21 protein-coding genes are annotated in these 20640 nt (G+C 61.2%); 12 read left to right on the top strand and 9 right to left on the bottom strand.

Annotated elements, in window-relative coordinates; all coding sequences use genetic code 11:
- The first annotated feature begins 35 nt into the window (after positions 1–35).
- The 7 genes from AC13QO_RS16090 (at position 36) to AC13QO_RS16060 (ending at position 5696) form a co-directional block, all read left to right on the top strand.
- Entirely contained in the window at positions 36–914 is an 879-nt protein-coding gene (locus AC13QO_RS16090) for a carbohydrate ABC transporter permease (protein ID WP_085777432.1), read from the top strand.
- Positions 911–1744: a carbohydrate ABC transporter permease gene (locus tag AC13QO_RS16085; protein ID WP_085777431.1), complete on the top strand. Its 834-nt coding sequence runs from the start codon at positions 911–913 to the stop codon at positions 1742–1744. The genes AC13QO_RS16090 and AC13QO_RS16085 overlap by 4 nt, the downstream gene beginning before the upstream one ends.
- Positions 1745–1748: 4 nt before the next feature.
- On the top strand, positions 1749–1952 hold the full coding sequence (locus AC13QO_RS16080) for a DUF2160 family membrane protein (RefSeq protein WP_207241065.1): 204 nt from the start codon (positions 1749–1751) through the stop codon (positions 1950–1952).
- A 4-nt stretch (positions 1953–1956) separates the two neighbouring features.
- Positions 1957–2997 (top strand): NAD(P)-dependent alcohol dehydrogenase, encoded by a 1041-nt coding sequence (locus AC13QO_RS16075; protein ID WP_097599883.1) that lies wholly within the window; start codon positions 1957–1959, stop codon positions 2995–2997.
- A 122-nt stretch (positions 2998–3119) separates the two neighbouring features.
- Positions 3120–4190, top strand: a complete 1071-nt coding sequence (locus AC13QO_RS16070; protein ID WP_488541202.1) for an ABC transporter ATP-binding protein — start codon at positions 3120–3122, stop codon at positions 4188–4190.
- Between the two features lie 25 nt (positions 4191–4215).
- Positions 4216–4944, top strand: a complete 729-nt coding sequence (locus AC13QO_RS16065; protein ID WP_488541226.1) for an SDR family oxidoreductase — start codon at positions 4216–4218, stop codon at positions 4942–4944.
- A 23-nt stretch (positions 4945–4967) separates the two neighbouring features.
- The gene (locus AC13QO_RS16060) at positions 4968–5696 is read left to right on the top strand and encodes an SDR family oxidoreductase (RefSeq protein WP_488541201.1); all 729 of its coding nucleotides are present in this window, start codon (positions 4968–4970) and stop codon (positions 5694–5696) included.
- A 153-nt stretch (positions 5697–5849) separates the two neighbouring features.
- Here the strand turns inward: AC13QO_RS16060 and AC13QO_RS16055 are convergent, their stop codons facing one another.
- On the bottom strand, positions 5850–6656 hold the full coding sequence (locus tag AC13QO_RS16055) for a class I SAM-dependent methyltransferase (protein WP_488541200.1): 807 nt from the start codon (positions 6654–6656) through the stop codon (positions 5850–5852).
- 461 nt (positions 6657–7117) lie between these two features.
- Here AC13QO_RS16055 and AC13QO_RS16050 point away from each other — a divergent pair, with 461 nt between their 5' ends.
- The 3 genes from AC13QO_RS16050 to tam all read left to right on the top strand — a co-directional run bounded on the left by AC13QO_RS16050 (position 7118) and on the right by tam (position 10096).
- Positions 7118–7579 (top strand): cupin domain-containing protein, encoded by a 462-nt coding sequence (locus tag AC13QO_RS16050; protein ID WP_488541199.1) that lies wholly within the window; start codon positions 7118–7120, stop codon positions 7577–7579.
- A 390-nt stretch (positions 7580–7969) separates the two neighbouring features.
- The gene (locus AC13QO_RS16045) at positions 7970–9250 is read left to right on the top strand and encodes a hemolysin family protein (protein ID WP_221113239.1); all 1281 of its coding nucleotides are present in this window, start codon (positions 7970–7972) and stop codon (positions 9248–9250) included.
- A gap of 75 nt (positions 9251–9325) precedes the next feature.
- A complete protein-coding gene (gene tam / locus AC13QO_RS16040) occupies positions 9326–10096 on the top strand; it encodes a trans-aconitate 2-methyltransferase (RefSeq protein ID WP_488541198.1) in 771 nt (256 codons plus the stop codon).
- A 102-nt stretch (positions 10097–10198) separates the two neighbouring features.
- On the opposite strand, the gene AC13QO_RS16035 is transcribed toward tam, so the two are convergent.
- The 7 genes from AC13QO_RS16035 to speB all read right to left on the bottom strand — a co-directional run bounded on the left by AC13QO_RS16035 (position 10199) and on the right by speB (position 17497).
- Entirely contained in the window at positions 10199–11218 is a 1020-nt protein-coding gene (locus AC13QO_RS16035; protein ID WP_488541225.1) for an Ldh family oxidoreductase, read from the bottom strand.
- A 14-nt stretch (positions 11219–11232) separates the two neighbouring features.
- The gene (locus AC13QO_RS16030; protein ID WP_285193025.1) at positions 11233–12366 is read right to left on the bottom strand and encodes an alpha-hydroxy acid oxidase; all 1134 of its coding nucleotides are present in this window, start codon (positions 12364–12366) and stop codon (positions 11233–11235) included.
- 142 nt (positions 12367–12508) lie between these two features.
- Positions 12509–13306, bottom strand: coding sequence for an ABC transporter permease (locus AC13QO_RS16025; protein WP_097599894.1), 798 nt, complete (start codon positions 13304–13306; stop codon positions 12509–12511).
- Complete coding sequence (locus AC13QO_RS16020; protein ID WP_285193024.1) at positions 13303–14160, bottom strand: ABC transporter permease; 858 nt, start codon at positions 14158–14160, stop codon at positions 13303–13305. Before AC13QO_RS16020 ends, AC13QO_RS16025 begins: the two co-directional genes overlap by 4 nt.
- Positions 14157–15191 carry an ABC transporter ATP-binding protein gene (locus tag AC13QO_RS16015; RefSeq protein ID WP_097599896.1) on the bottom strand — a complete coding sequence of 345 codons (1035 nt, stop codon included), beginning with the start codon at positions 15189–15191 and terminating at the stop codon, positions 14157–14159. The genes AC13QO_RS16020 and AC13QO_RS16015 overlap by 4 nt, the downstream gene beginning before the upstream one ends.
- A 60-nt stretch (positions 15192–15251) precedes the next feature.
- Positions 15252–16334, bottom strand: a complete 1083-nt coding sequence (locus tag AC13QO_RS16010) for an ABC transporter substrate-binding protein (RefSeq protein ID WP_488541197.1) — start codon at positions 16332–16334, stop codon at positions 15252–15254.
- 104 nt (positions 16335–16438) lie between these two features.
- Positions 16439–17497, bottom strand: a complete 1059-nt coding sequence (gene speB, locus AC13QO_RS16005) for an agmatinase (RefSeq protein ID WP_097599898.1) — start codon at positions 17495–17497, stop codon at positions 16439–16441.
- Positions 17498–17670: 173 nt separating this feature from the next.
- On the opposite strand from speB, the gene AC13QO_RS16000 reads away from it, so the two are divergent.
- Both AC13QO_RS16000 and zwf read left to right on the top strand, forming a co-directional pair.
- Entirely contained in the window at positions 17671–18549 is an 879-nt protein-coding gene (locus AC13QO_RS16000; RefSeq protein WP_488541196.1) for a LysR substrate-binding domain-containing protein, read from the top strand.
- A 179-nt stretch (positions 18550–18728) separates the two neighbouring features.
- Positions 18729–20246: a glucose-6-phosphate dehydrogenase gene (gene zwf / locus AC13QO_RS15995; protein WP_285193020.1), complete on the top strand. Its 1518-nt coding sequence runs from the start codon at positions 18729–18731 to the stop codon at positions 20244–20246.
- Positions 20247–20258: 12 nt separating this feature from the next.
- Here zwf and AC13QO_RS15990 read toward each other — a convergent pair whose 3' ends face one another.
- A complete protein-coding gene (locus tag AC13QO_RS15990; RefSeq protein WP_085777413.1) occupies positions 20259–20576 on the bottom strand; it encodes a hypothetical protein in 318 nt (105 codons plus the stop codon).
- Positions 20577–20640 lie beyond the last annotated feature (64 nt).

Raw genomic sequence — 20640 nt, 5'->3', positions numbered from 1 at the left:
GAATTAGTGTCAAGGACGATCTGACGGAGCGCAGGATGAGACAATCCAACATCGGATGGCTGTTTCTAACACCAGCCACGCTAATCCTGTTCGTCGTCGGGTTCGTTCCCTTTATCTACATTCTCTATGTCGGCTTCTTCGACTGGAACACCAACGCAGTCGACCCAACCCTGCGCTGGGCCGGCCTTCAGAACTATCGCAGCCTCGTTTTTGACACGACATTCCTGAACTCGCTTGCGCGCACGCTGGTCTTCGCATTCTTCGTCGTTGTGAGCGAACTGTTGTTAGGCTACGTCCTGGCCCGCGCGCTGATGGCGGACCGCCTGTGGGGCCGGCAGTTCTTTCGCACGATCCACACACTGCCGATCGTTGTCGCGCCCATTGCAGTCGGCGCTACCTGGCGGCTGCTTTGCGTTCCCGGCTTCGGCATCGTGCCCTATTACCTGAAACTGTGGTTCGGCATCGACTACAACATCTCGACCAATGCCTATCACGCCTTCGTCACGGCGATCATCATGGACCTGTGGCATTGGACGCCGTTCGTTACGCTGTCGCTCATGGCGGGACTGACCGCCTTGCCGAAAGAACCGCTCGAACAGGCGCAGATCGACGGCGGCAACAAGCTGCAGATTTTCTGGTACGTGATCGTTCCGATGTTGAAGCCGGTGCTGCTGACAACCGTCTTCATCCGGCTGATGGACGCATTGCGCTCGGTCGACGAAATCTGGATGCTGACCAAGGGTGGCCCGGCTGAGGCGACCCGGTTCATCGGCCTTCATATCTGGATCAACGTCTTTCCGAAGACCGATTACGGCTACGGTGCGGCCATGTCGCTGCTGACGCTATACGTCACGATCGTTCTGAGCTGGCTGCTGTTCGTTGCCATGACCGGCCGCAAGGGAGGCGCACAATGAGACGTTCCGGTATAGCGTCCTTCGTCCTTTGGATCTGTCTGACCATTCTGACACTGCTTCCGGTCTGGTGGATGCTGGTCGTTTCCATGCGCCCCCGCGTGAAGCTTTATTCGAAGTCGTTCCTCATCGACGATCTTTACTGGAACAATTTCCTGGCGGTGCTGAACAGCTCGACCTTCCTGCAGTATCTCTGGAATTCGCTGATCGTGGCGACATCGAACGCAGCGCTGGTGTGCGCGCTCGGCCTGCTCGCGGCGTTCGGGCTGTCGCGTTATAAAATCGGCGGCGGTGACAACGTGTTTTTCTGGCTGATCACCAACCGCATGGCGCCGCCAGCCGTGTTTCTGCTGCCGCTCTTCCTGCTGTTTACCAAGTGGTTCGTGTTCGGCGATTTCATGCTGTTCGACACGAAGATTGGCCTGATCCTGCTCTATTGCGTCTTCAACCTGCCATTCGCCGTCTGGCTCTTGAAGGGCATGCTCGACGGGATTCCGCTGGAGCTTGACGAAGCGGCGCGGGTCGATGGTGCGACAACCGGCCAGGTGCTGTCCAACGTCATCCTGCCGCTAGCGCGGCCGGGGTTGGCCGTCACCTTCATCCTGACCTGGATTTTCGCCTGGAACGAGTACCTGTTCGCAGCGACCCTAACGTCGTCGGCTCACGCCAGGACGGTGACGACAGCGCTCGCTGAATATGTCTCGGTGACCGGAACGAACTGGGGCGAGATGGCGGCGATGGCGTTCCTGACCACGCTCCCGGCCCTTATCGTGCTCGGCTTCGTCCAGAAGCACATCGTGACCGGCCTCACGTTCGGCGCATTGAAAGGGTAAGATGATGGCTGGCGTTCAACCCCAGAAAACCCAACGCGACGGATTCCTGCCTATCCGAACCAACGGCTTCGACAGGGGCTTCATCTCGGTCGTGATCCTAATCCTGGTGCATCTTCTCTGGATGCGCTTCCTGGAGGGCGTATTGCCCCTATGGGTGGCGACGGTGCTCTGCCTGGCGCTCGCCGTGTTCATTATCCGAAAGGGCTGAAGACATGAGATCACTCGTCCTCGAACGCAAAGACGAACTGCGCATTCGCGACCTGGACCCGAAGGAGGCGCTCGGTCCAACCGACGTGCGCATCGCCATCAAAACCGTCGGCGTCTGCGGATCGGACGTTCACTATTACACCCACGGCGCGATCGGCCCGTTCGTTGTGCGCGAGCCAATGATCCTCGGCCACGAAGCCGCCGGCATCATCGAAGAGGTCGGCAGCGCGGTACAGAACCTGAAAGTGGGCGACCGTGTTTGCATGGAGCCCGGCATTCCCGACCCTCAAAGTCGCGCGTCGCGGCTGGGTCTCTACAATCTCGATCCCGCGGTGCGCTTCTGGGCGACGCCGCCGGTGCATGGCGTACTCCGACCGAGCGTGGTCCACCCGGCGGCCTTCACCTTTAAGCTTCCGGACAACGTTTCGTACGCCGCTGGCGCTATGGTCGAGCCGCTGGCTGTAGGCTTTCAAGCAGTTTCCAAAGCGAGGCTGACGCCCGGTGCGATCGCGCTGGTCACGGGCGCCGGGCCGATCGGCATGGTGACAGCGATCGCGGCGCTGTCGGCTGGTTGCGCCAGAGTTATCGTTACCGATGTTGTCGACGAAAAGCTTGCCGTGGCGCGCAAGCTCGGCCCTGCCATCATGACCGTCAATGTACGCTCGCAGGACCTGAAGAGTGTCATAGCCCGCGAAACCGACGGCTGGGGCGTCGATGTCGTCTTCGAATGTTCCGGCGCGGCCGACGTGATCGCCGACACGGCGCACCATGGTTGCCCCGGCGGCGCCATCGTCCTTGTCGGCATGCCCCTGAAGCCGGTCCCGCTCGATGTCGTCATCGCCCAGACCAAGGAGCTGCGCATCGAACACGTGTTCCGCTACGCCCATGTCTACCCGCGCATCGTCGCGCTGTTGGGATCGAACCAGATCAATGTCGACGCGCTGATCACCGATACCTACGCTTTCGAGGATTCTGTCGAGGCGTTCGATTACGCCGTGCGACCGAAGCCGTCCTCCGTGAAGATCCAGATCGAGCTTGGGAGGTAGCATGTACCTGCGGAAGTTGGATCTCAGTGGCGGATGCAGGATACACCTCGTGGTGAAGCTGCCCGTGGACCCGTCCCGAATGATCGGCGGCCAAGCCGCCACAACTGACTAAGGATTGACACATGGCGACGATCGAGCTCGACCAGGTCGACAAGCATTACGGCTCCTATCACGCACTGCGCAACATCTCGTTCGATATAGCCGACGGTGAGTTCGTCGTACTGGTCGGTCCCTCCGGTTGCGGCAAATCCACGCTGCTGCGGTCGCTTGCCGGCCTTGAGGAGATCACCGGCGGCACGATCAAGCTTGGCGGACATCGCGTCGACAACATCGCTGCCAAGGACCGTGACGTGGCGATGGTGTTCCAGAACTACGCGCTCTATCCGCACATGACCGTTCGGGAAAACATGGCCTTCGCCCTGAAGTTGCGCGGCGAGAATCTTGCGGATCGCAATACCAAGGTCGACAAGGCTGCCGAGATGTTGCGGCTTACGCCCTATCTCGACAGATATCCGAAGGCGCTTTCCGGAGGCCAGCGGCAGCGCGTTGCCATGGGGCGCGCGATGGTTCGCCGCCCAAAGGCGTTCTTCTTCGACGAGCCGCTGTCAAACCTGGACGCCGCGCTGCGCGTAGACATGCGTTCGGAAATCAAAACTCTTCACCAGCGCCTCGGCGCGACTTCCGTGTATGTCACGCATGACCAGATTGAAGCCATGACAATGGCGGACCGCATTGTCGTGCTTCGCGACGGCAAGGTGGAACAAATCGGTGCGCCACTAGAGCTTTACGACAGGCCGGCAAATATCTTCGTCGCCGGCTTCATCGGATCGCCGGCGATGAACATGCTGCCGGCCACAATCGATCTCTCCTTGAACTCCGCGCGGCTCGCTGACGGGTCGGCCCTTCCCCTTCCACAAGGCACGCGGGCGAGTAACGGCCAGGAGGTTATATACGGCGTACGTCCAGACCAGTGGATACTGTCGAATGGCGATGCGGGGGTACCGGCAACTGTCGAGTTGATCGAGCCCACGGGGGCCGAAATTCTGCTGGCAGTCCAATTGGCGGGCAAGCGGGTCTTGTGCGCCTTTCGCGAGCGCCACGCGCTGAAGCCGGGCGACAGGATACGGCTCGACGTCGATCCTGCCGCGGCTCATGTGTTCGACAGGCAAACCGAGCAAAGACTCCCGTTCTGAGCAACAGGCATCGGAAGGATCAACCATGTCGGACTTTACAGGAAAAACGGTCATCATAACCGGTGCTGGCAAGGGTATCGGTCGCGCCTGCGTTGAACTGCTCAGCCACCGTGGCGCTCGAATCGTAGCCTTGTCGCGGACGCAGGCCGATCTGGATGATCTTGCGGCAAAGTTCGGTGCAACCGTAATATCAGTTGACCTCGCCGACAATGCAGCAGCACGCGCCGCCATGAAGAAGGCGGGACTGGCAGACGCGCTGATCAATTGCGCGGGAACCAATGTGCTTGAAAGCGTCATCGATATGACGGAGGAGGGCTATGAGCAGGTCCTCGGCATCAACCTGCGGGCCGCGCTGATTTGTGCGCAGGAGTTCGCGCGGGCTCGCATTTCAAACGGCGGCGGCGGTACGATCGTGAATGTGACCTCGATCGCCGGACATCGTGGTTTCGTGGATCACGTGGCTTACGCCGCTTCGAAGGCGGGGCTGGAAGGCGCGACACGTGTGATGGCCAAGGAACTCGGCGCCCATGGAATCCGGGTCAATGCAGTGGCGCCTACGGTTACCATGACGGAGCTTGCCGCTAAGGCGTGGTCCGAGCCTTCCAAACGTAACCCGATGATGGTTCGCCACCCGATGGCGCGCTTTGCAGAGGTCGACGATGTCGCACGATCGATTGCACTGCTTATTTCAGAGGACGCAGCCATGATCAGTGGCGCAGTCCTGCCAGTCGATGGCGGCTTCCTTGCTGTCTGAAAATCAAAAGGCGAGACAAGACGATGACTAAATCACTCGAAGGAAAGATCGCTGCGGTAACCGGCGCAGCTTCCGGTATCGGCCTGGCGACGACCCGTGCCCTGGTCGATGCCGGCGCCAAGGTCGTGATGGTCGACTACAACAGACAGGCGCTTGAAACATACGCTGCCGAGTTCGGCGACGCCGTGGTCATGCAGGTCACCGATCTTCTGGACGCCGCAAGTTGTGCGGCCATGGTGCCGGAAATCCTGGCAAAAGTCGACCACCTCGACATCCTGCACTGCAATGCAGGGTCCTACATTGGCGGGGATCTTATCGATACCGATACCGCGGCAATCGATCGGATGCTGAATCTCAACGTGAACGCCGTCATGAAGAACGTCCGCGACATCGCTCCGCATATGATCGAGCGCGGGACCGGAGACATTTTGGTCACTTGCTCCGTAGCCGGCCATGCGCCGATCCAGTGGGAGCCGGTCTATTCCAGCTCCAAATGGGCGATTACCAGTTTCGTCCAGATCATGCGCCGGCAGTTGAAAAACCACGGAATAAGGGTCAGCCAGGTCTCGCCCGGCCCTGTCGTTTCCGCTCTGCTTGCCGATTGGCCCGCGGAAAACCTTGAGAAGGCAAAAGCCAATGGGAGTCTGATCGAGCCCTCAGAGGTCTCCGATGCCATCATCTTCATGCTGACCCGCCCGCGAAACGTGACGATCCGGGACATGATTGTCTTGCCGACAAATTTCGACATCTAGGTAATGAATACCAAGTCGTTGCAGAAGCTCAGTTCCGGGCTTCACGTCATAGGTCTGACTGCTTTGAGGCCTTTAGCGGCCTTTCAGCTTTTGGGCTGCCGAAGAACGATAGCTGACGCGGGGCCGGCGCAGGCCCCTGCATGCTCTCCAGTGTCAGGCTGGGACCAAGCCACGCACCATACGGAACATCATCGGAAATGACCGGGGTCCATCGGGCAAGCCAACCAGATACCCAGCACGAACATGCTGTTCGATCGAACCTCGGGCGTCGTCAGAAAGTGCCATCAATGTGCTTGTGGTGCTGCCTGGGCCGTCTGTGAAGGTGGCCCAATAGTCCGCGAAGGACGCATACTCGCAATCCACGACAATGGGAATCTCGGTCACGTCAACGAGGCCGATCTTCCGCCACAACGTCGCCTGACCATCCGGCCAGAAGAGCTGGCGCCCTGCCCGCATGGATCTCAGCCTTGCGAAGTCGGTCTCAAGGACGGCGCCGGTGTTAATCACGAGGTCGAAGGCGGGCATGCCACCAAGGAACTGAGTAACGGCGGACGCGACCACACCGCCTGGACGGGTCACGCGCTTCATCTCCGAAACTACCTGTTCAATTTCCGGGATGACGTCCAAGGCAAGGGTAGAAACTGCAGCATCGAAAGAATTGGCGTCGAACCGCAGTTTCCGGACGTCGCCATGTTCATATGCGATATTGGGGTGGGATCGTCGACGGCGGGCTCCTTCCAGGTATCCCTCCGATGCGTCAACACCGATCACCTGCGCTCCCGCCTCGGCTAGTGCTTTCGACAACACTCCCGTCCCACATGCTACATCGAGCACGCGATCGCCGCGAGTAACATTGGCACGACTGAGAAATGGGCTTGCCAGATGTTCGCTCCAGCGCCCTATGAATGTCTCGTAGACGTGGGAATCAGCCCAATTATATCGTAGCTCTGCTGTTTCCATGGCTCGCCATGCTCCCTCGACCACGAATGGACCGTAACGGCCATTCAGGTAGCGCGTATCGCCGTCACACCCAATCCAGCTGAACCTTATTAACGTTTCTCAAGAAAATATGACATAGCGGGAACCCATAAAATCACACTGGCCTTCTCGTCGATCGCTGCTCCGAGTCCCCGCTTGTCGGTCTGACCAATGTGATCCGCGCAGGTCGCGGTGAGACAAGACTCAGAACGCGGCAGGACCGTGTCATTTTCACGCAGGCCGCCCTGGATCGGGGACCTTGCGGAAGCGGCCCGCTGCACCGATATCCGCCGCGACGCTTCATCAGGTACATCCCGTGCCGAAGCCATCCGGCGATCTTTCCCCGGCAACGGGGCAGTTGCCAAAGGCGGCGCAAACGTCTAACGGCTGCGCCGGCAAGAAGGCGCCTACAAGAAAAGCCTCGTTAAGAAGAAGAAAGAGACATGATGTCCAACTCGTTTGTGAAAATGCCTGCCGAAAACACGAAGCGATATTTCGTGCTCGGCGAACGGATCGAGCGGCGGCTTCGGCTCCGCGGAACCTGGTTCAACATCTTCGACGTCACAGTGCCATCCGGCAGCCGGACGCCGAAACACGCGCATGCAAGCCCGGAAGTCTTCCGCATTCTCGAGGGCCGCTTGACGATCTGGCGGCTGACCGACAGTGGTCCCGAGGAGATCGAGGCCGATGTTGGCGAGATCGTCACGATCCCGCCTTTCACGGTGCACGGCTATGCCAACCGCGGGACCGTTCCGGCAGTCTTTTCGGCCGTCGTCGATCGCGAGATGGCAGAGTTCATCGAAACGGAAGGCACCAGCGAGCCGCTGAAAGCCCCCTCGCCTGAGACCATCGCCCGGATGACGGCCGCTGCCAATGCTTATGGAATCACCATTCTGGCGGCGTGACATTCGAGCGCGTGATGCCGCAGCGTTCGGCGTTCGGCATCACGCAGGAATGCGTGAAGGCATGCTTGCCGCCGTTTTTCGAAACTGTCACATCAAGGCGCTATAAGGAATTCGCCCAGCGCATCTTGCGCCGGACCTGTTTCACCGCCAAAATTGCGCCATGCCTGATAGCGACCCATCCAGTACAAGCTCCGCCCGTTCAAACCGGAAAGCCGCCGCAGAAGATGCCGGCCCCTGTCGTAGACGGTGTGGCGATGTCTGCCTCGCGCCTCGCATCCAGCCGAGTTCACAGAAAGCTTTGCCGATGGGTGATGCGCATATATAGCGTCTCTGCGAAAGCTCCGCCGCCTCGCCTTATGCGGCATCAAAACCTCAACGAATAGGGTCCCTGTGTTTCTGGAAATTGGAATTGTGGCGTTTCTCACCATCCTGAATGGTGTGCTCGCCATGTCTGAGCTGGCTGTCGTGTCTTCTCGAACAGCCCGCCTGAAGGTCCTCTCCGACAATGGGAGCAAAGGTGCAGCTCAAGCCATCAAACTTGCCGAAAACCCCGGTCGCTTTCTTTCCACGGTTCAGATCGGCATCACGCTCGTCGGTGTTCTCTCCGGCGCTTTTTCCGGGGCCACGCTTGGCGGCCGCCTGACAGCATGGCTGGAGGCGCAGGGAATGTCATCGACGGCCGCTGACGCCATTGGCGTCGGCTCCGTCGTCGTGGCGATCACCTATCTTTCCCTGATCGTCGGCGAACTTGTGCCAAAGCAGATCGCATTGCGGGAACCGGAAGCGGTTGCGGCGAGGGTCGCGCCCGCCATGGCGCTGCTTTCACGAATTGCGCTGCCGCTCGTCTGGCTTCTGAACGCGTCGGGAAATCTGATGCTCAAGCTGCTCGGCCAGACAGGAAAAGCCGGCGACAACGTCTCTGACGAGGAGATCAAGACCGTTCTGGCCGAGGCGCAGTCGGCGGGCGTCATCGAAAGCGAAGAGTCGGCGATGATATCAGGCGTCATGCGGCTGGCGGACCGCACCGCCCGGGCGCTGATGACGCCGCGGCGGGACGTCGAAATTATCGATATCGACGACAGTCTCGATGAAATCCGGGCGCAGTTGCACCGGACGAAGCGGTCTCGACTGCCGGTCCGCAAAGGCAGTTCGGATGAGGTGATCGGCATCCTGCCGGTCAAGGATTTTTACGATTCGATATCGGAACACGGCAGCGCCGATATCAAGGCTCTGACGCAGGACGTCCCGGTCGTATCAGACCTTGCAACCGCGACCAGCGTGATCGAAGCCATCAGGAAATCGCCTGTTCATATGGTGCTGGTGTTTGACGAATACGGCCATTTCGAAGGGATTGTTTCGTCAGGCGACATTCTGGAAGCGATCATGGGCGCGCTGCAGGAGGGACCGGTCGATGAGCAGGCCATCGCGCGTCGAGACGATGGTTCCTATCTCGTCTCCGGCTGGGCGCCGATCGACGAATTCGCCGAGTTCCTGAACCTCAAGCTCGAGGATGATCTCGAATATCAGACGGTGGCCGGCCTGGTGTTGGAGGAGCTGAAACATCTGCCGGAATTGGGGGAGAGCTTCACGAGAGATGGATGGCGCTTCGAGGTCATTGATCTCGATGGCAGGCGCGTGGACAAAATCCTCGTCTCTGAAGTTCGCGACTGAGCTCTACGGGCGCAACATCGAAACGTTCCGCATCCGCCACAGGAAAGACGTGGCCCGACATCAGGAGGTATCGCCATGGCATGGTCCGCCAGCCAATATGTGAAGTTCGAGGACGAGCGCACGCGGCCGGCGCGCGATCTTCTGGCGCAGGTACCGCTGCAGAGCCTTCGCCGCGCCGTCGACCTCGGCTGCGGCCCGGGCAATTCGACCGAGCTGATCATCGAGCGTTATGGGGCTGCCGGCGTCTCCGGCCTCGACAGCGACATCAACATGCTGGAGGCGGCCCGCAAGCGGCTTCCCGGCACCGCCTTCGTCGAGACGGATCTTGGCAGCTGGCAGCCGACGGAGCCCGCCGATCTGCTCTTTGCCAATGCCGTCTTCCAGTGGCTGCCCGATCATCTCGACATTTTCGAGCGGCTGATGGACGGGCTTTGCGAAGGCGGCGTTCTTGCCGTGCAGATGCCCGACAATCTCGGCGAACCCTCGCATCTGGCGATGGAAGAGACTGCCCATGCCGGCCCTTGGAAGGCCGCCTTCGAGGCGAAGAGCGTGCGCCGTCAGCCGCTGGCACCGCCGTCCACCTATTATTCCAGGCTGATTGCCAAGGCGGCGCGCGTGGATATCTGGCACACCATCTACAATCACCCGATGGCCGATGCGGGGGCGATCGTCGAATGGGTCAAGGGAACCGGGCTGATGCCCTATCTCGCCCATGCCGGCGAGAGACATCGCCAGGCTTTTCTCGCCGATTATCTGGAACGGGTGGAAAAGGCCTATCCGAAGCTGTCGGACGGGCGGGTGCTGCTGCGCTTCCCACGGATTTTCATCGTAGCAGTGAAGAAATGACCGACTGCGGCCCGATGATGACTTCGCACCAATGGTTTCGAAGCTTGTGTCGATCACTCTGTCGTGGCCACGAAACCACTGCACATTTCCGAACGACGTGCTTTATTTGACGGCGGCCAGTCCGCCAGCCAACAGCGTATCCAGTTGGGCAATCTCCGCTGCGGTGAGGCTGATCCCTTCGGCTTCCGATTTGAAGCGCGCGGCGAAGCGGCGCTGCGACGGAAGCCGCGCGCCTTGCCCGACGATCGTTTCGAAGAGCGCTTCGGCGCGTGCGAACGGATCGCCGGGACGGCCCCTGGCGAATGCTTCGGGTGACATCGCAATGATCAGTTCGCCATGGAACGGCGCCAAGGTCGTCGTGCCGAGGTAGTCTAAGACCTCGGGACTGGTGAGATCGCCGATCATGATGCCGGCGAGCAGCTCTATCATGGTGGCGATGGCGGACCCTTTGTGGCCGCCAAAAGGCATCATTGCGCCTTCAAGCGCGGCAGTCGGGTCAGTGGTGGGATTGCCGTCAGCGTCGATCGCCCAACCCTCCGGCAGTTGCTTGTCGGCGCGGCGGTGCAGTTCGATCTCACCGCGCGCCGCCACCGACGTGGCAAAATCGAACACGTAGGGCGGCCGGTCTTTGCGAGGCCAGCCGAAGGCAAGTGGATTGGTGCCGAGCAGAGGCTTGCTGCCTCCTGATGGGGCAACCGTCGCATAGCTCGGACACATCACCAATGCCGCCAGGCCGTGCGCCGTCAGCGCCTCGACCTCGGGCCACAGGGCCGAGAAGTGCGAGCAATCGTTGATGACCATCGCGGCGATGCCAAGCCGCCTGGTGCGTTCCGCCAGGGCGGGTACGCCGAGTTCAAACGCCGCGCTGGCGAAACCGCCCCGCGCATCGACCCTGACGATGGCGCTGCCGTCATCCGGTGCAACGACGGGAGCGGCATCAGGCATCACCTTGCCCGCCTTTACCGTGCGCAGCGCACCCTCGATGCGGTATATTCCGTGCGACTTGCAGGCATCGCGTTCTCCGGCCACGATGACATGCGCCAAAGCCGCCGCCTGCACCTCGTTCAATCCTGCGCGTTCGAAGATGGCAACGACTCGATTTTGCAGGGCTTCGACGCTCATGGTAACGGCTTCAGTCACGCAATTCTCCATCCGAGATCAAGTTCCGCTTTCGCCCGCCCTGCTTTTGGCCGCCAGTGACACGCTGGCAAGTCCTCAACTGCCTTGCAGCCCAGCTGCGCCATCGTTGCCCTCAGTTCGGCTTTCAGGACGTTCATCAAATGATCGCCGCCGCGACGCCCGATGGCGGCGGAAGCAAACAGGAATGGCCGGCCGATCAGGACAAAATCGGCGCCGAGCGCCAGCATCCGGGCGATATCGAGGCCGGAGCGCACGCCTCCGTCTGCGAGAAGTAAGGCCTTGCGGCCAAGTCGTGCGCGGATTTCACCGATGACCTCCGCCGCCGACGGCGCGGCGTCGAGTTGGCGCCCCCCATGATTGGAGAGGATCAGACCATCGCCGCCCAAGGACATATATTCCTCCGCTTCGTCGGCGCGAAGCACACCCTTGACCAGGATCTTGCCTGGCCATGCGTCTCGGATTTTCTTGAAGCGCTCGCGCGTGACGTGACCCGTCATCACCCTGCCGACAAATTCGGCCGCTGCGGCAAGGCTCGAGCCCTTCGGGTAGTAGGGCGAGAGATTGGCGAAGTCGGGAGCGCCGTTTTGCAGAATGCCCATCGCCCATGACGGACGCATCGCCACCTGCATGATCGTCGAAAGGTCGTAGACCGGCGGGATGCTCAAACCATTGCGGATGTTGCGCTCGCGCCGCGTGGACGCTGGAATGTCGACAGTCACGACAAGAACGTCGTAGCCCGCTCTGCGCGCCCGCTCCACCATGTCCTCTTCCATGGCGGGATCATTGGGTGGATAGAACTGGAACCAAGTGTGATCACCGCCTGCAGGACGGATCGTCTCAAGCGAGGTGTTGGCGAAAGTGCTGAGGATATAGGGAAGGTTATGCTGCCTGGCAGCCTGTGCCAGCGGTAGCTCCGACCCGGGCCACAGAAGGCCGGCCAGCCCAAGCGGCGCGACGGCAAATGGCGCGTCGAAACGATGACCGAACAGGCATGCGCCGATATCGGGCTCGTCAGCGTCGGCCAGGTAGCCCGGCATAAGCACAACCTCTTCCATGGCCGCCAGATTGCGCCGCAAGGAAGCTTCGCGCCCGAGTCCGCCGGCGAGATAGTCCCAAGCGAAACGCGGCATGCGTCTTTGGGCGGCTTTTTCCATGTCCGCGACGCAGGGAAACCGTCGTTCTAGCGCTAGGTCCATCTCGGGTGCTTCGATGTTGAGGAGGACGGGGACCGCTGATCGCCTGGCGTTTCGCGGCGGGGACTGGTTGCTTCGATCAGGGTTCGTTTGACGTCATCGCGCCAAGCAGTTTCGGCAGGTCGCCGAAGCGGGCGACGAGGCTGAAGACGATCGCTGCGGTCGCCACGAACAGGATCGTCACCGCCGCCATGGTCGGCGTGTAGCCGTATCGGAGCGAATTGAAGATCTTAATCGGCAGCGTTTCCAGCGTGAAACCGACCGTCATGTAGGCAACGATGTATTCGTTGAGCGACAGCACAAAGGCAAAAGCGTAGCCCGACACGATGTACGGCGAAATTAGCGGCAGAACGACGGTTCGGAACACAGTACGGTCGTCGCCTCCCAAGGTCGAGGCGGCCTCTACCAGCGAGCGGTCGATCGCCGAAAAGCCGAGCGAAATGGTCACCAGCGGCAGCGTGACGAAGAAAATGGCGTGGCCGATCACTGCCGTCCAGGGTTGCCCGTAAAATCCGGTCGTGGCCCAGAAAGTCAGCAGGCCGAGCGCCGTGATAACCGGCGGCAAGGTAAAGGGCGCCACGCCAAGCAACTGGAAAATATTGGCCCAGGGAGCGTGGCGGCGCCAGAGGAACCAGGCGAGTGGCAAGGCGATCAGCACCGCAAGCGCCGCCGACGACAGCGCCAGCACAAGCGACGCGATCAGCGCGTTGCGCCATTCCATATCGAGAAATATCTGGCCATACCAGCCGAGCGAGAAGCCTTGCGGCGGGAAGGTCAGGCTCTGCTTGGCATTGACCGAAACGCCGGCGACAATGATCAGCGGCAAAGCGAGAAACAGTCCGACGACCCCGAAAAGAACGTTGCGGAGAATGGTCATTTAGTCGCTCCTCCTCGGCGGCCAACGAGCAGGGTGAGCGCTACAAGGGCCAGTGTGACCAACACCAGGAAAACCGCCATCGCAGCCGCGAAGGGCATGTTCGACTGATAGATAGCCTGGTCGGTAATGTGCACGGAAAGCGTCCAGTGCTGCGGGCGGCCGAGCAGTTGCGGCAACAGATAGGACCCGAGCGCGAAGATGAAGACCATGATCAGCGTGGCGAGAATCGTGTCGCGCAACGCAGGCACGACGACGGTGAAGAAGGCCTTGACCGGCGAAGCGCCAAGCGTACGCGCGGCCTCCGAAAGCGTCGGATCAAGCCGCACCAGCGCGGGGTAGAGCACCAGGACCGTGTAGGGGAAGGCCTGATAGACCATGCCTGTGACGACGGCTCCGATGCTTGGCGTCAGGGCGACTGCCTGCTGCATGAGGCCGAGCCATACAAACAGGTTGGTGATGCCGGCCGTGCGCGAAAACAGCGTCGACCAGGCGAAACCGATGATCACCTCAGACAAAGACAGGATCGAAAGGAGTGCGACCAGCCAGGCGACCTGGGTGCTCCGCTTCATGCGGATCAGCAGGTATGTGAAAGGCAGGGCCAGAACGACACAGGTCGCGGCCACCGCGATCGCAAGGAGCAGCGAGAAGCTGAGCACGCCGCCGAAGAAGGCTGAGAGGAAGCGAACATAATTGTCGAAGACGAAATCAGGCGTGTAGAAGCCGCCCTGCTGGCGTTTGAAGAAGCTGACGGAAATCATCGTGCCGAAAGGCACGACGAAGAACACGATCAGCATGATTGCCGGGAATGCGAGTGGGGCATAGTCGCCGAGCGTCTGCGGGGGTTCGCGTCTCATTGCTCGAGCACCACGCAATCCTTGTCGGTCAGCGCAATGCCCACCCTCTGGCCCACCGCCACGTCAGGGCGCTCGCGTGGCGTCGAGACCGCAATGAACTGCTGCCCGCCGACATTGACAAAAGTCTCGACGACTCCGCCGAGATCGCGCACGAAGGTGACCTCGCCCGTCAATGCGCCGGCCTCGGGCGGCCCCAGGCGCACGTCTTCCGGCCGGATCGAAAGCGTGGCGCGCTCGATACCTGCCGACAGCGACAGGGCTGCGACCGGCTGCCCCAATATGCTGACTGCGCCGCCCTCTCGCCTGGCTTCGACCAGATTTGTCTGGCCAATGAAATCCGCGACGAAGCTGTCTGCCGGCCTGCGATAAATCTCCGTCGGCGACGCCGCCTGGCGTATCTGACCGCCGTTCATGACCACGACCGTATCGGCCATGGTCATCGCCTCGCGCTGGTCGTGCGTGACGGCGATCGTGGTGATGCCGAGCCGCTGATGAAGCTGGCGAAGCTCCACCTGCATGGCTTCGCGCAGCTTGGCATCAAGCGCTGACAGCGGCTCGTCGAGCAGAAACAGTTTCGGCGAAATCGCCAGTGCCCTTGCGATTGCGACGCGTTGCCTCTGGCCGCCGGAAAGTTTCGACACGGAGCGGTCAGCGTAGCCCGGCAAATAAATCATCGCCAGCAGCTCTTCGACGCGCTTCGCCTGCTCGTCCTTCGGACGGCCGCGAATGCGCAGCGGATAGGCGATATTCTCGCCTACCGTCAGGTGCGGGAACAGCGCCAGCGACTGGAACACCATGCCAAGCTCGCGCTGGTGCGTCGGCGTCCTAGTGATGTCTTTCCCGTTGAGCGTGATGCGGCCCGAGGTCGGCAGATCGAGACCTGCGATCATGCGCAACAAGGTCGTCTTGCCGCAGCCGGAGGGGCCGAGCAGACAGACGAATGCCCCGTGCGGCACCGTCAGGTCGACATTGTCGACGGCGCGAATGACGTTGAAGTCCTTGACGATATTCTGAAGCGTGAGTCCCGACATATGCCTCTTCCCGACCGAAAGGCAGGCCCCTGAACGGGGCCCGCGAAAGCACAATGAGCGTCAGCTGGCGATCATTTCCGTCCACTTCTCGTTCAGCCAGTCGGCCTTGGAGAGGTACATGTCGTAGTGTGGAATGATCGGTTCGATGTCGGAGGAAACCGCCGCAAATTCCTTCTCGTTCAGATCGGTCGTTTCGCGCTTGACCGTTGGCGACGTGCCCACCTTGCGTGACAGCACGGCCTGGATGGACGGCTGACACATATAGTCGATGAAGATATGCGCCTCGTCCGTCTTCTTCGACGCCTTCGACAGCGCCCACGAACCTGCGTCCTGAATGCCGCCCTCCTTCGGGAAGGTCGAGCGAACGGGCTGGCCGTCCGCGGCGGCGAGGCCGGTCACGTCGTGATAATACTGTCCCATCGGAATTTCACCCGACTTCAGCGCCTGTTCGAACTGCGCCTCGTCGCGATACCACAGTCGTACATTCGGCTTCAGTTCGGCCAGCTTGGCGAAGACCTTGAGGATGCTCTCCTCAGTGTCGAGGGCCTGGGCGCCGCCGAAATAGGTCTTTGCCGTCACGTCGAGCAGGAAGGAGTTGGACACGAGCGCCAGCAGACCGAGCTTGTCGGCATTGGCAGGGTCCCACAGCGCTGTCCAGCTGGTCGGCGCTTCCTTGTAAACATCTGTGTTGGTGACCAGGGTGATGAACCATGAGACCGCGCCGATGCCGGCGACGCGGCCATCCGGGTATTTGTTGATGAAGCGCTCAAGCAGGTTGCTGGAATTCTTGATCTTGGCGAGATCGAGCGGAGCCCAGAGCTCTGTGGCCTGGCCCTTGCGCATCGACACCTGCGACATCATCGAAACGTCAGCCGGCGCCTGACCTGCCTGGGCTGCCTGCTGCATCTGCACCAGCCAGGCCTCACCGGTCGGTTCTGCGACGGATTCGACCGCGATGCCGGTCGCCTTGGTGAACTCCGGAAAGATGTTCTTGTCGAACGAGTCCTTGAAGTAGCCGCCATAAACACCGACCTTCAGCGACTTGTCCTGGGCGCGCAGCACATTGGGCATCGCCAAAATTGCCATACCAGCACCTATTCCGACGCCGAGCACGGTGCGGCGGTTCATTGTCAATTTCGTCATCGTCTTTCTCCTAACCGATGCGGCACGCCGCTTCCCTCTTTCAATGTATTCGAGGCCTTTGCGGCCTTCTTGTCGTTCCTGGCCTTGAGCTGCGGCCAGGCCCGTCACGCGGTACGGCGGATTGCCGGGCTGAACGCCATCAGGCTCAATATTTCGAACAACATCTGCGCGCCGGCATGGGCTGTGTTGGTGGTAGCGTCATACTGGGGCGCAACCTCGACGACATCGCCGCCGACCAGGTTCACGCCTTTGAAGCCGCGGATGAGCTCCAGGACCTCGCGGGTGCTGAAGCCGCCAATCTCCGGCGTGCCGGTGCCCGGCGCGAAGGAAGGATCGAGGCTGTCGATGTCGAAGGAAAGATAGGTCGGCCCGTCACCGATGATGGCCTTCGCCTTCTCGATGATTGCAGGGATGCCCATTGCCGAGATCTCCTCGGCATGGATCACCGTCATGCCCGAGGCATAAGAAAACTCCCAGAGATATTCCGCCGAGCCGCGAATGCCGATCTGAATCACGCGCGTCGGGTCGAGCACGCCGTCGAGCACGGCGTTGCGGAACGGTCCGCCGTGGTGGAACTTGGTCAGGTCGTAAGCACCGCCGGTGTCGCAATGGGCGTCGATATGGATCATGCCGACCGGCCGCTCCTTGCCGACGGCCCGCAGAATCGGATGGGTGATCGAGTGGTCGCCGCCTACCGAGAGCGGCAGCACTCCTGCGGCAACGATCTGCGCGACGCGTTTTTCGATATCCTCATGTGACAATTCCAGACGGTAGCGGCTCTGAAACGCTACGTCGCCAATGTCTGCCACGCGCAGTTCCTGAACCGGCGCGCAGCCGAGCACATGGTTGTAAGGACCGATGCGCTCAATGGCGCGCAACGCGCGCGGTCCAAAGCGCGAGCCCGGGCGGTTCGTCACGCCAAGATCCATGGGCACGCCGAGGATCGCCACCTGCAGATCACCGAAATCCGGATTCTCGTTGTCGACCTGCATCAGCGGGGCGGAGAGGAATGTCGGGATTCCCGAATAGGGCGCGAGCCGGGTGCCGCTCTTGTTAAAAATCTTCTCCGCTACCTTGCGGAACTCCGGATGGTGCAATTCACCGCCGTGGCTGTCGCCATATCTGGTTCGGAGTTCGGAAAGCTTGGTTTCATTCCAGGACATGACGGCCTTCTTGAGGATGACGATGCTGCGATCAGGATGGCAAATCGGTCCTCGGCTGCAGCTCTGCCGCAGAGGCCGATGGCTTCTTCAGTGATTGAACGGCAAGCTCGCTGGAAAATCAATTGATATTAATCTACAGTTTCATGCGATTTTTTCTCACAGGTCGTTGTCTCATGTCCAGCCGTCTGCCGCCCCTCAACCCGCTGCGCGCGTTTGAGGCCACTGCCCGCCATGGATCGGTTTCCGCCGCGGGACGCGAGTTGAACGTCACCCACGGCGCGATCAGCCATCAGATACGCACCTTGGAGGAATCGCTCGGCGTGCGCCTGTTTGAGCGCGGCGGCAAATGGTTGAAGCTGACCAGCCAGGGCGCGTTGCTAATGCCGGTCGTCTCCAACGCATTTTCGGAGATCGCAGCAGCGAAAGCCGCGATGACCCGGCCGGCGACTGGCGGCACGCTGCGGATAACCTGTGTTGCGGCGGTGCTGTCGCTCTGGCTGATGCCACGGCTGCAGGAGTTCACCGATCAATACCCCGATATTCAACTCGACCTGCGCGCCTCGAATGACCCGAAAAATCTGAGTTCCCCGAATGTCGACCTGTGCATTCTCTACGGCGGCGGCAACTGGCCCAATTATTGGTCGCGCCTCTGGAGCCGGATGGAGCTCTTCCCCGTCGCCAGCCCGGCCCTCATGAACAGGCGGCCGTTGCGCTCCCTGCGCGATCTGCGCGACCACATGCTCCTGCATGCCGATCGCGGCAATGAGTGGAACACCTGGCTCACCGCAGCCGGCGTTGCGATGCCGGCGCGCCAGCACATGATGAGCGACGCGCGCCTGTCGATCGAGGCCGCCATGTACGGCCATGGCATTGCGCTCGGCGACAACATCACCACCGCGCACATGATTGCACGGGGCGAGCTGGTCGCGCCATTCGATCTTACGGTTCCGGCCAATGACGCGGTCTATGTGGCCTGCCGATCCGAGGCTCAGGCGACGCCAATCGTCCGCGTCTTCATCGAGTGGTTCTATGCTTCTCTCGTCCGAAACTGAGCATGGGTTGAGGCTGCTTGGCTGAGCGCCACATTGACATCGCCACGCCCCTTGCAACTCGCCGGTTCTCGGCACTCCCGCCGCCCCAGTGTGTCAAATGGGCGTTACCTCTCGCCGCCTATGTTGCGGCGAAGCCGGCAGGCATTATAGTCGGCCGCACAATCTCGGAGATGACACATATGCACGCTGCCCCTACCCCGCCGGTCACCCTCGTCATCTTCGGCGCCACCGGCGACCTGACGCGCCGCCTCCTGGTGCCGGCGATCATCAACCTGACGCGCCAGGGCCTCGTTGGTGAGGACCTCAGCATTCTCGGCATCGGCATCGAAGCGGGCGACGACGAATTCCTGCGCGGGCGGCTCGATGCCTTCCTCAATCATCTGAACGGAGACGAGCAGACGGTCAAGGACCAAGCCTGGGAGAGCCTGCGCCGGCGCATTTCCTATATGTCGGGCGATTTTACCAAGGATGACATCTTTATCGAAATCGGCAAGCGGTTGGGGCCGAACGCCAATGCCGCCTTCTATCTCGCGGTGCCGCCATCCTTCTTCGGCACCATCGTTGAGAAGCTTGCCGCCCATGGGCTCACCGATGAAAGCGAGGGCGTCTTCCGCCGCGTCGCGATCGAGAAGCCGTTCGGCACCGATCTCGCCTCTGCGCGGGCGCTCAATGCGCAAATCCTCACCCAGATCGGCGAAAGCCAAGTCTACCGGCTCGATCATTTCCTCGGCAAGGAGACGGTGCAGAACCTGATGACGGCGCGTTTCGCCAACATGATCATCGAGTCGCTGTGGAACAGCCGCTATATCGACCACGTGCAGATCACTGCCGCCGAGGTCGTTGATGTCGGCGGCCGCGGCAAATTCTACGATGCCACGGGGGCGCTGCGCGACATGGTGCCGAACCATCTCTTCCAGCTCTTGGCGATGATTGCCATGGAACCGCCGAACAGCTTCGATGCAGAGGCGATCCGCAACGAGAAGAGCAAGGTGCTGAAGGCACTGCGCATCTATACGCCAGAGGAGGCAAAGACGCATGGCGTGCGCGGCGCCTATGCGGCCGGCCCGTTGAACGGCGTCGATCTTCCCGCCTATCGCGACAGCAAGGATGTTTCCCCCAACAGCCGGACCGAGACCTATGTGGCGCTGAAGCTTTATGCCGATACCTGGCGCTGGGCCGGCGTCCCTTTCTATTTGCGAACCGGCAAGGCACTGACGGCGCGCGACACCGAGATCGTCATCACCTTCCAGCCGGTGCCCTTCGCGCAGTTTCGCGAGACCGAGGTCAATCGCCGCCTGCCGCCGAACCGGCTGGTGATCCAGGTACAGCCGGACGAGGGTTTGAGCATGGAAATCTCAATCAAGTCGCCGGGGCTTTCGGTCGATACGACGCCCGTGTCGCTCGATTTCCGCTATGCCGACAAGTTCGATATCGGCAAGACGACCGGATATGAATCGCTGCTCTACGACCTCTTCATCGGCGACCAGACGCTGTTTCAGCGCGCCGACGGCATCGAGGCCGGCTGGGCGGCGGTGCAGCCCTTCCTTGACATCTGGAGCAAGGATCCGAGCACGCCCGAAGCTTACGCGCCGGGCAGCATGGGTCCCACCTGCGCCGACGAGCTCATCGAGCGCGACGGACGCAAATGGCACGAACTCGGGGTCATCCTGCACCGCGACAGCCAGAACGGCAAATAGGGCGTGCCTGGATCATTGACCTTCGCGGCACGCCGGGCTGACGGAGGCGCCGCTGTTGCCGCCCTGCGTGGCAAGCGCGCCACGGGCCTTGCGCGGCGGGCAGCGCGCCCAGTCGACGCGGCCGCTCGGAACGCCGTTGTCGACGCTGCCTGTTTCGATCGAGTCGAGCGGGATGACCAGCCCGGCTTGCGGCTCCGCGCCCGGCGCCGTGCCGAGCGGCGGCGTGCCATCGAAGCGGCCGCTGGCATCCATGCCCATGTTCGATTGGGCAAGAACCGGACCGGAAAGGCTGAGGAGAGCGATCGACGTTGCTGCAATGAACCTGCGCATGATGCTGTTCCTTCTGATGTCAACGATGCGGCAGAAACAGCAATTCTACTCCCTTGTTCCCTCT

The sequence above is a fragment of the Rhizobium sp. CNPSo 3670 genome (assembly GCF_057784555.1).
The sequence above is the reverse complement of the archived record's forward strand: the minus strand, read 5'-3'. Positions and strand labels throughout refer to the sequence as shown.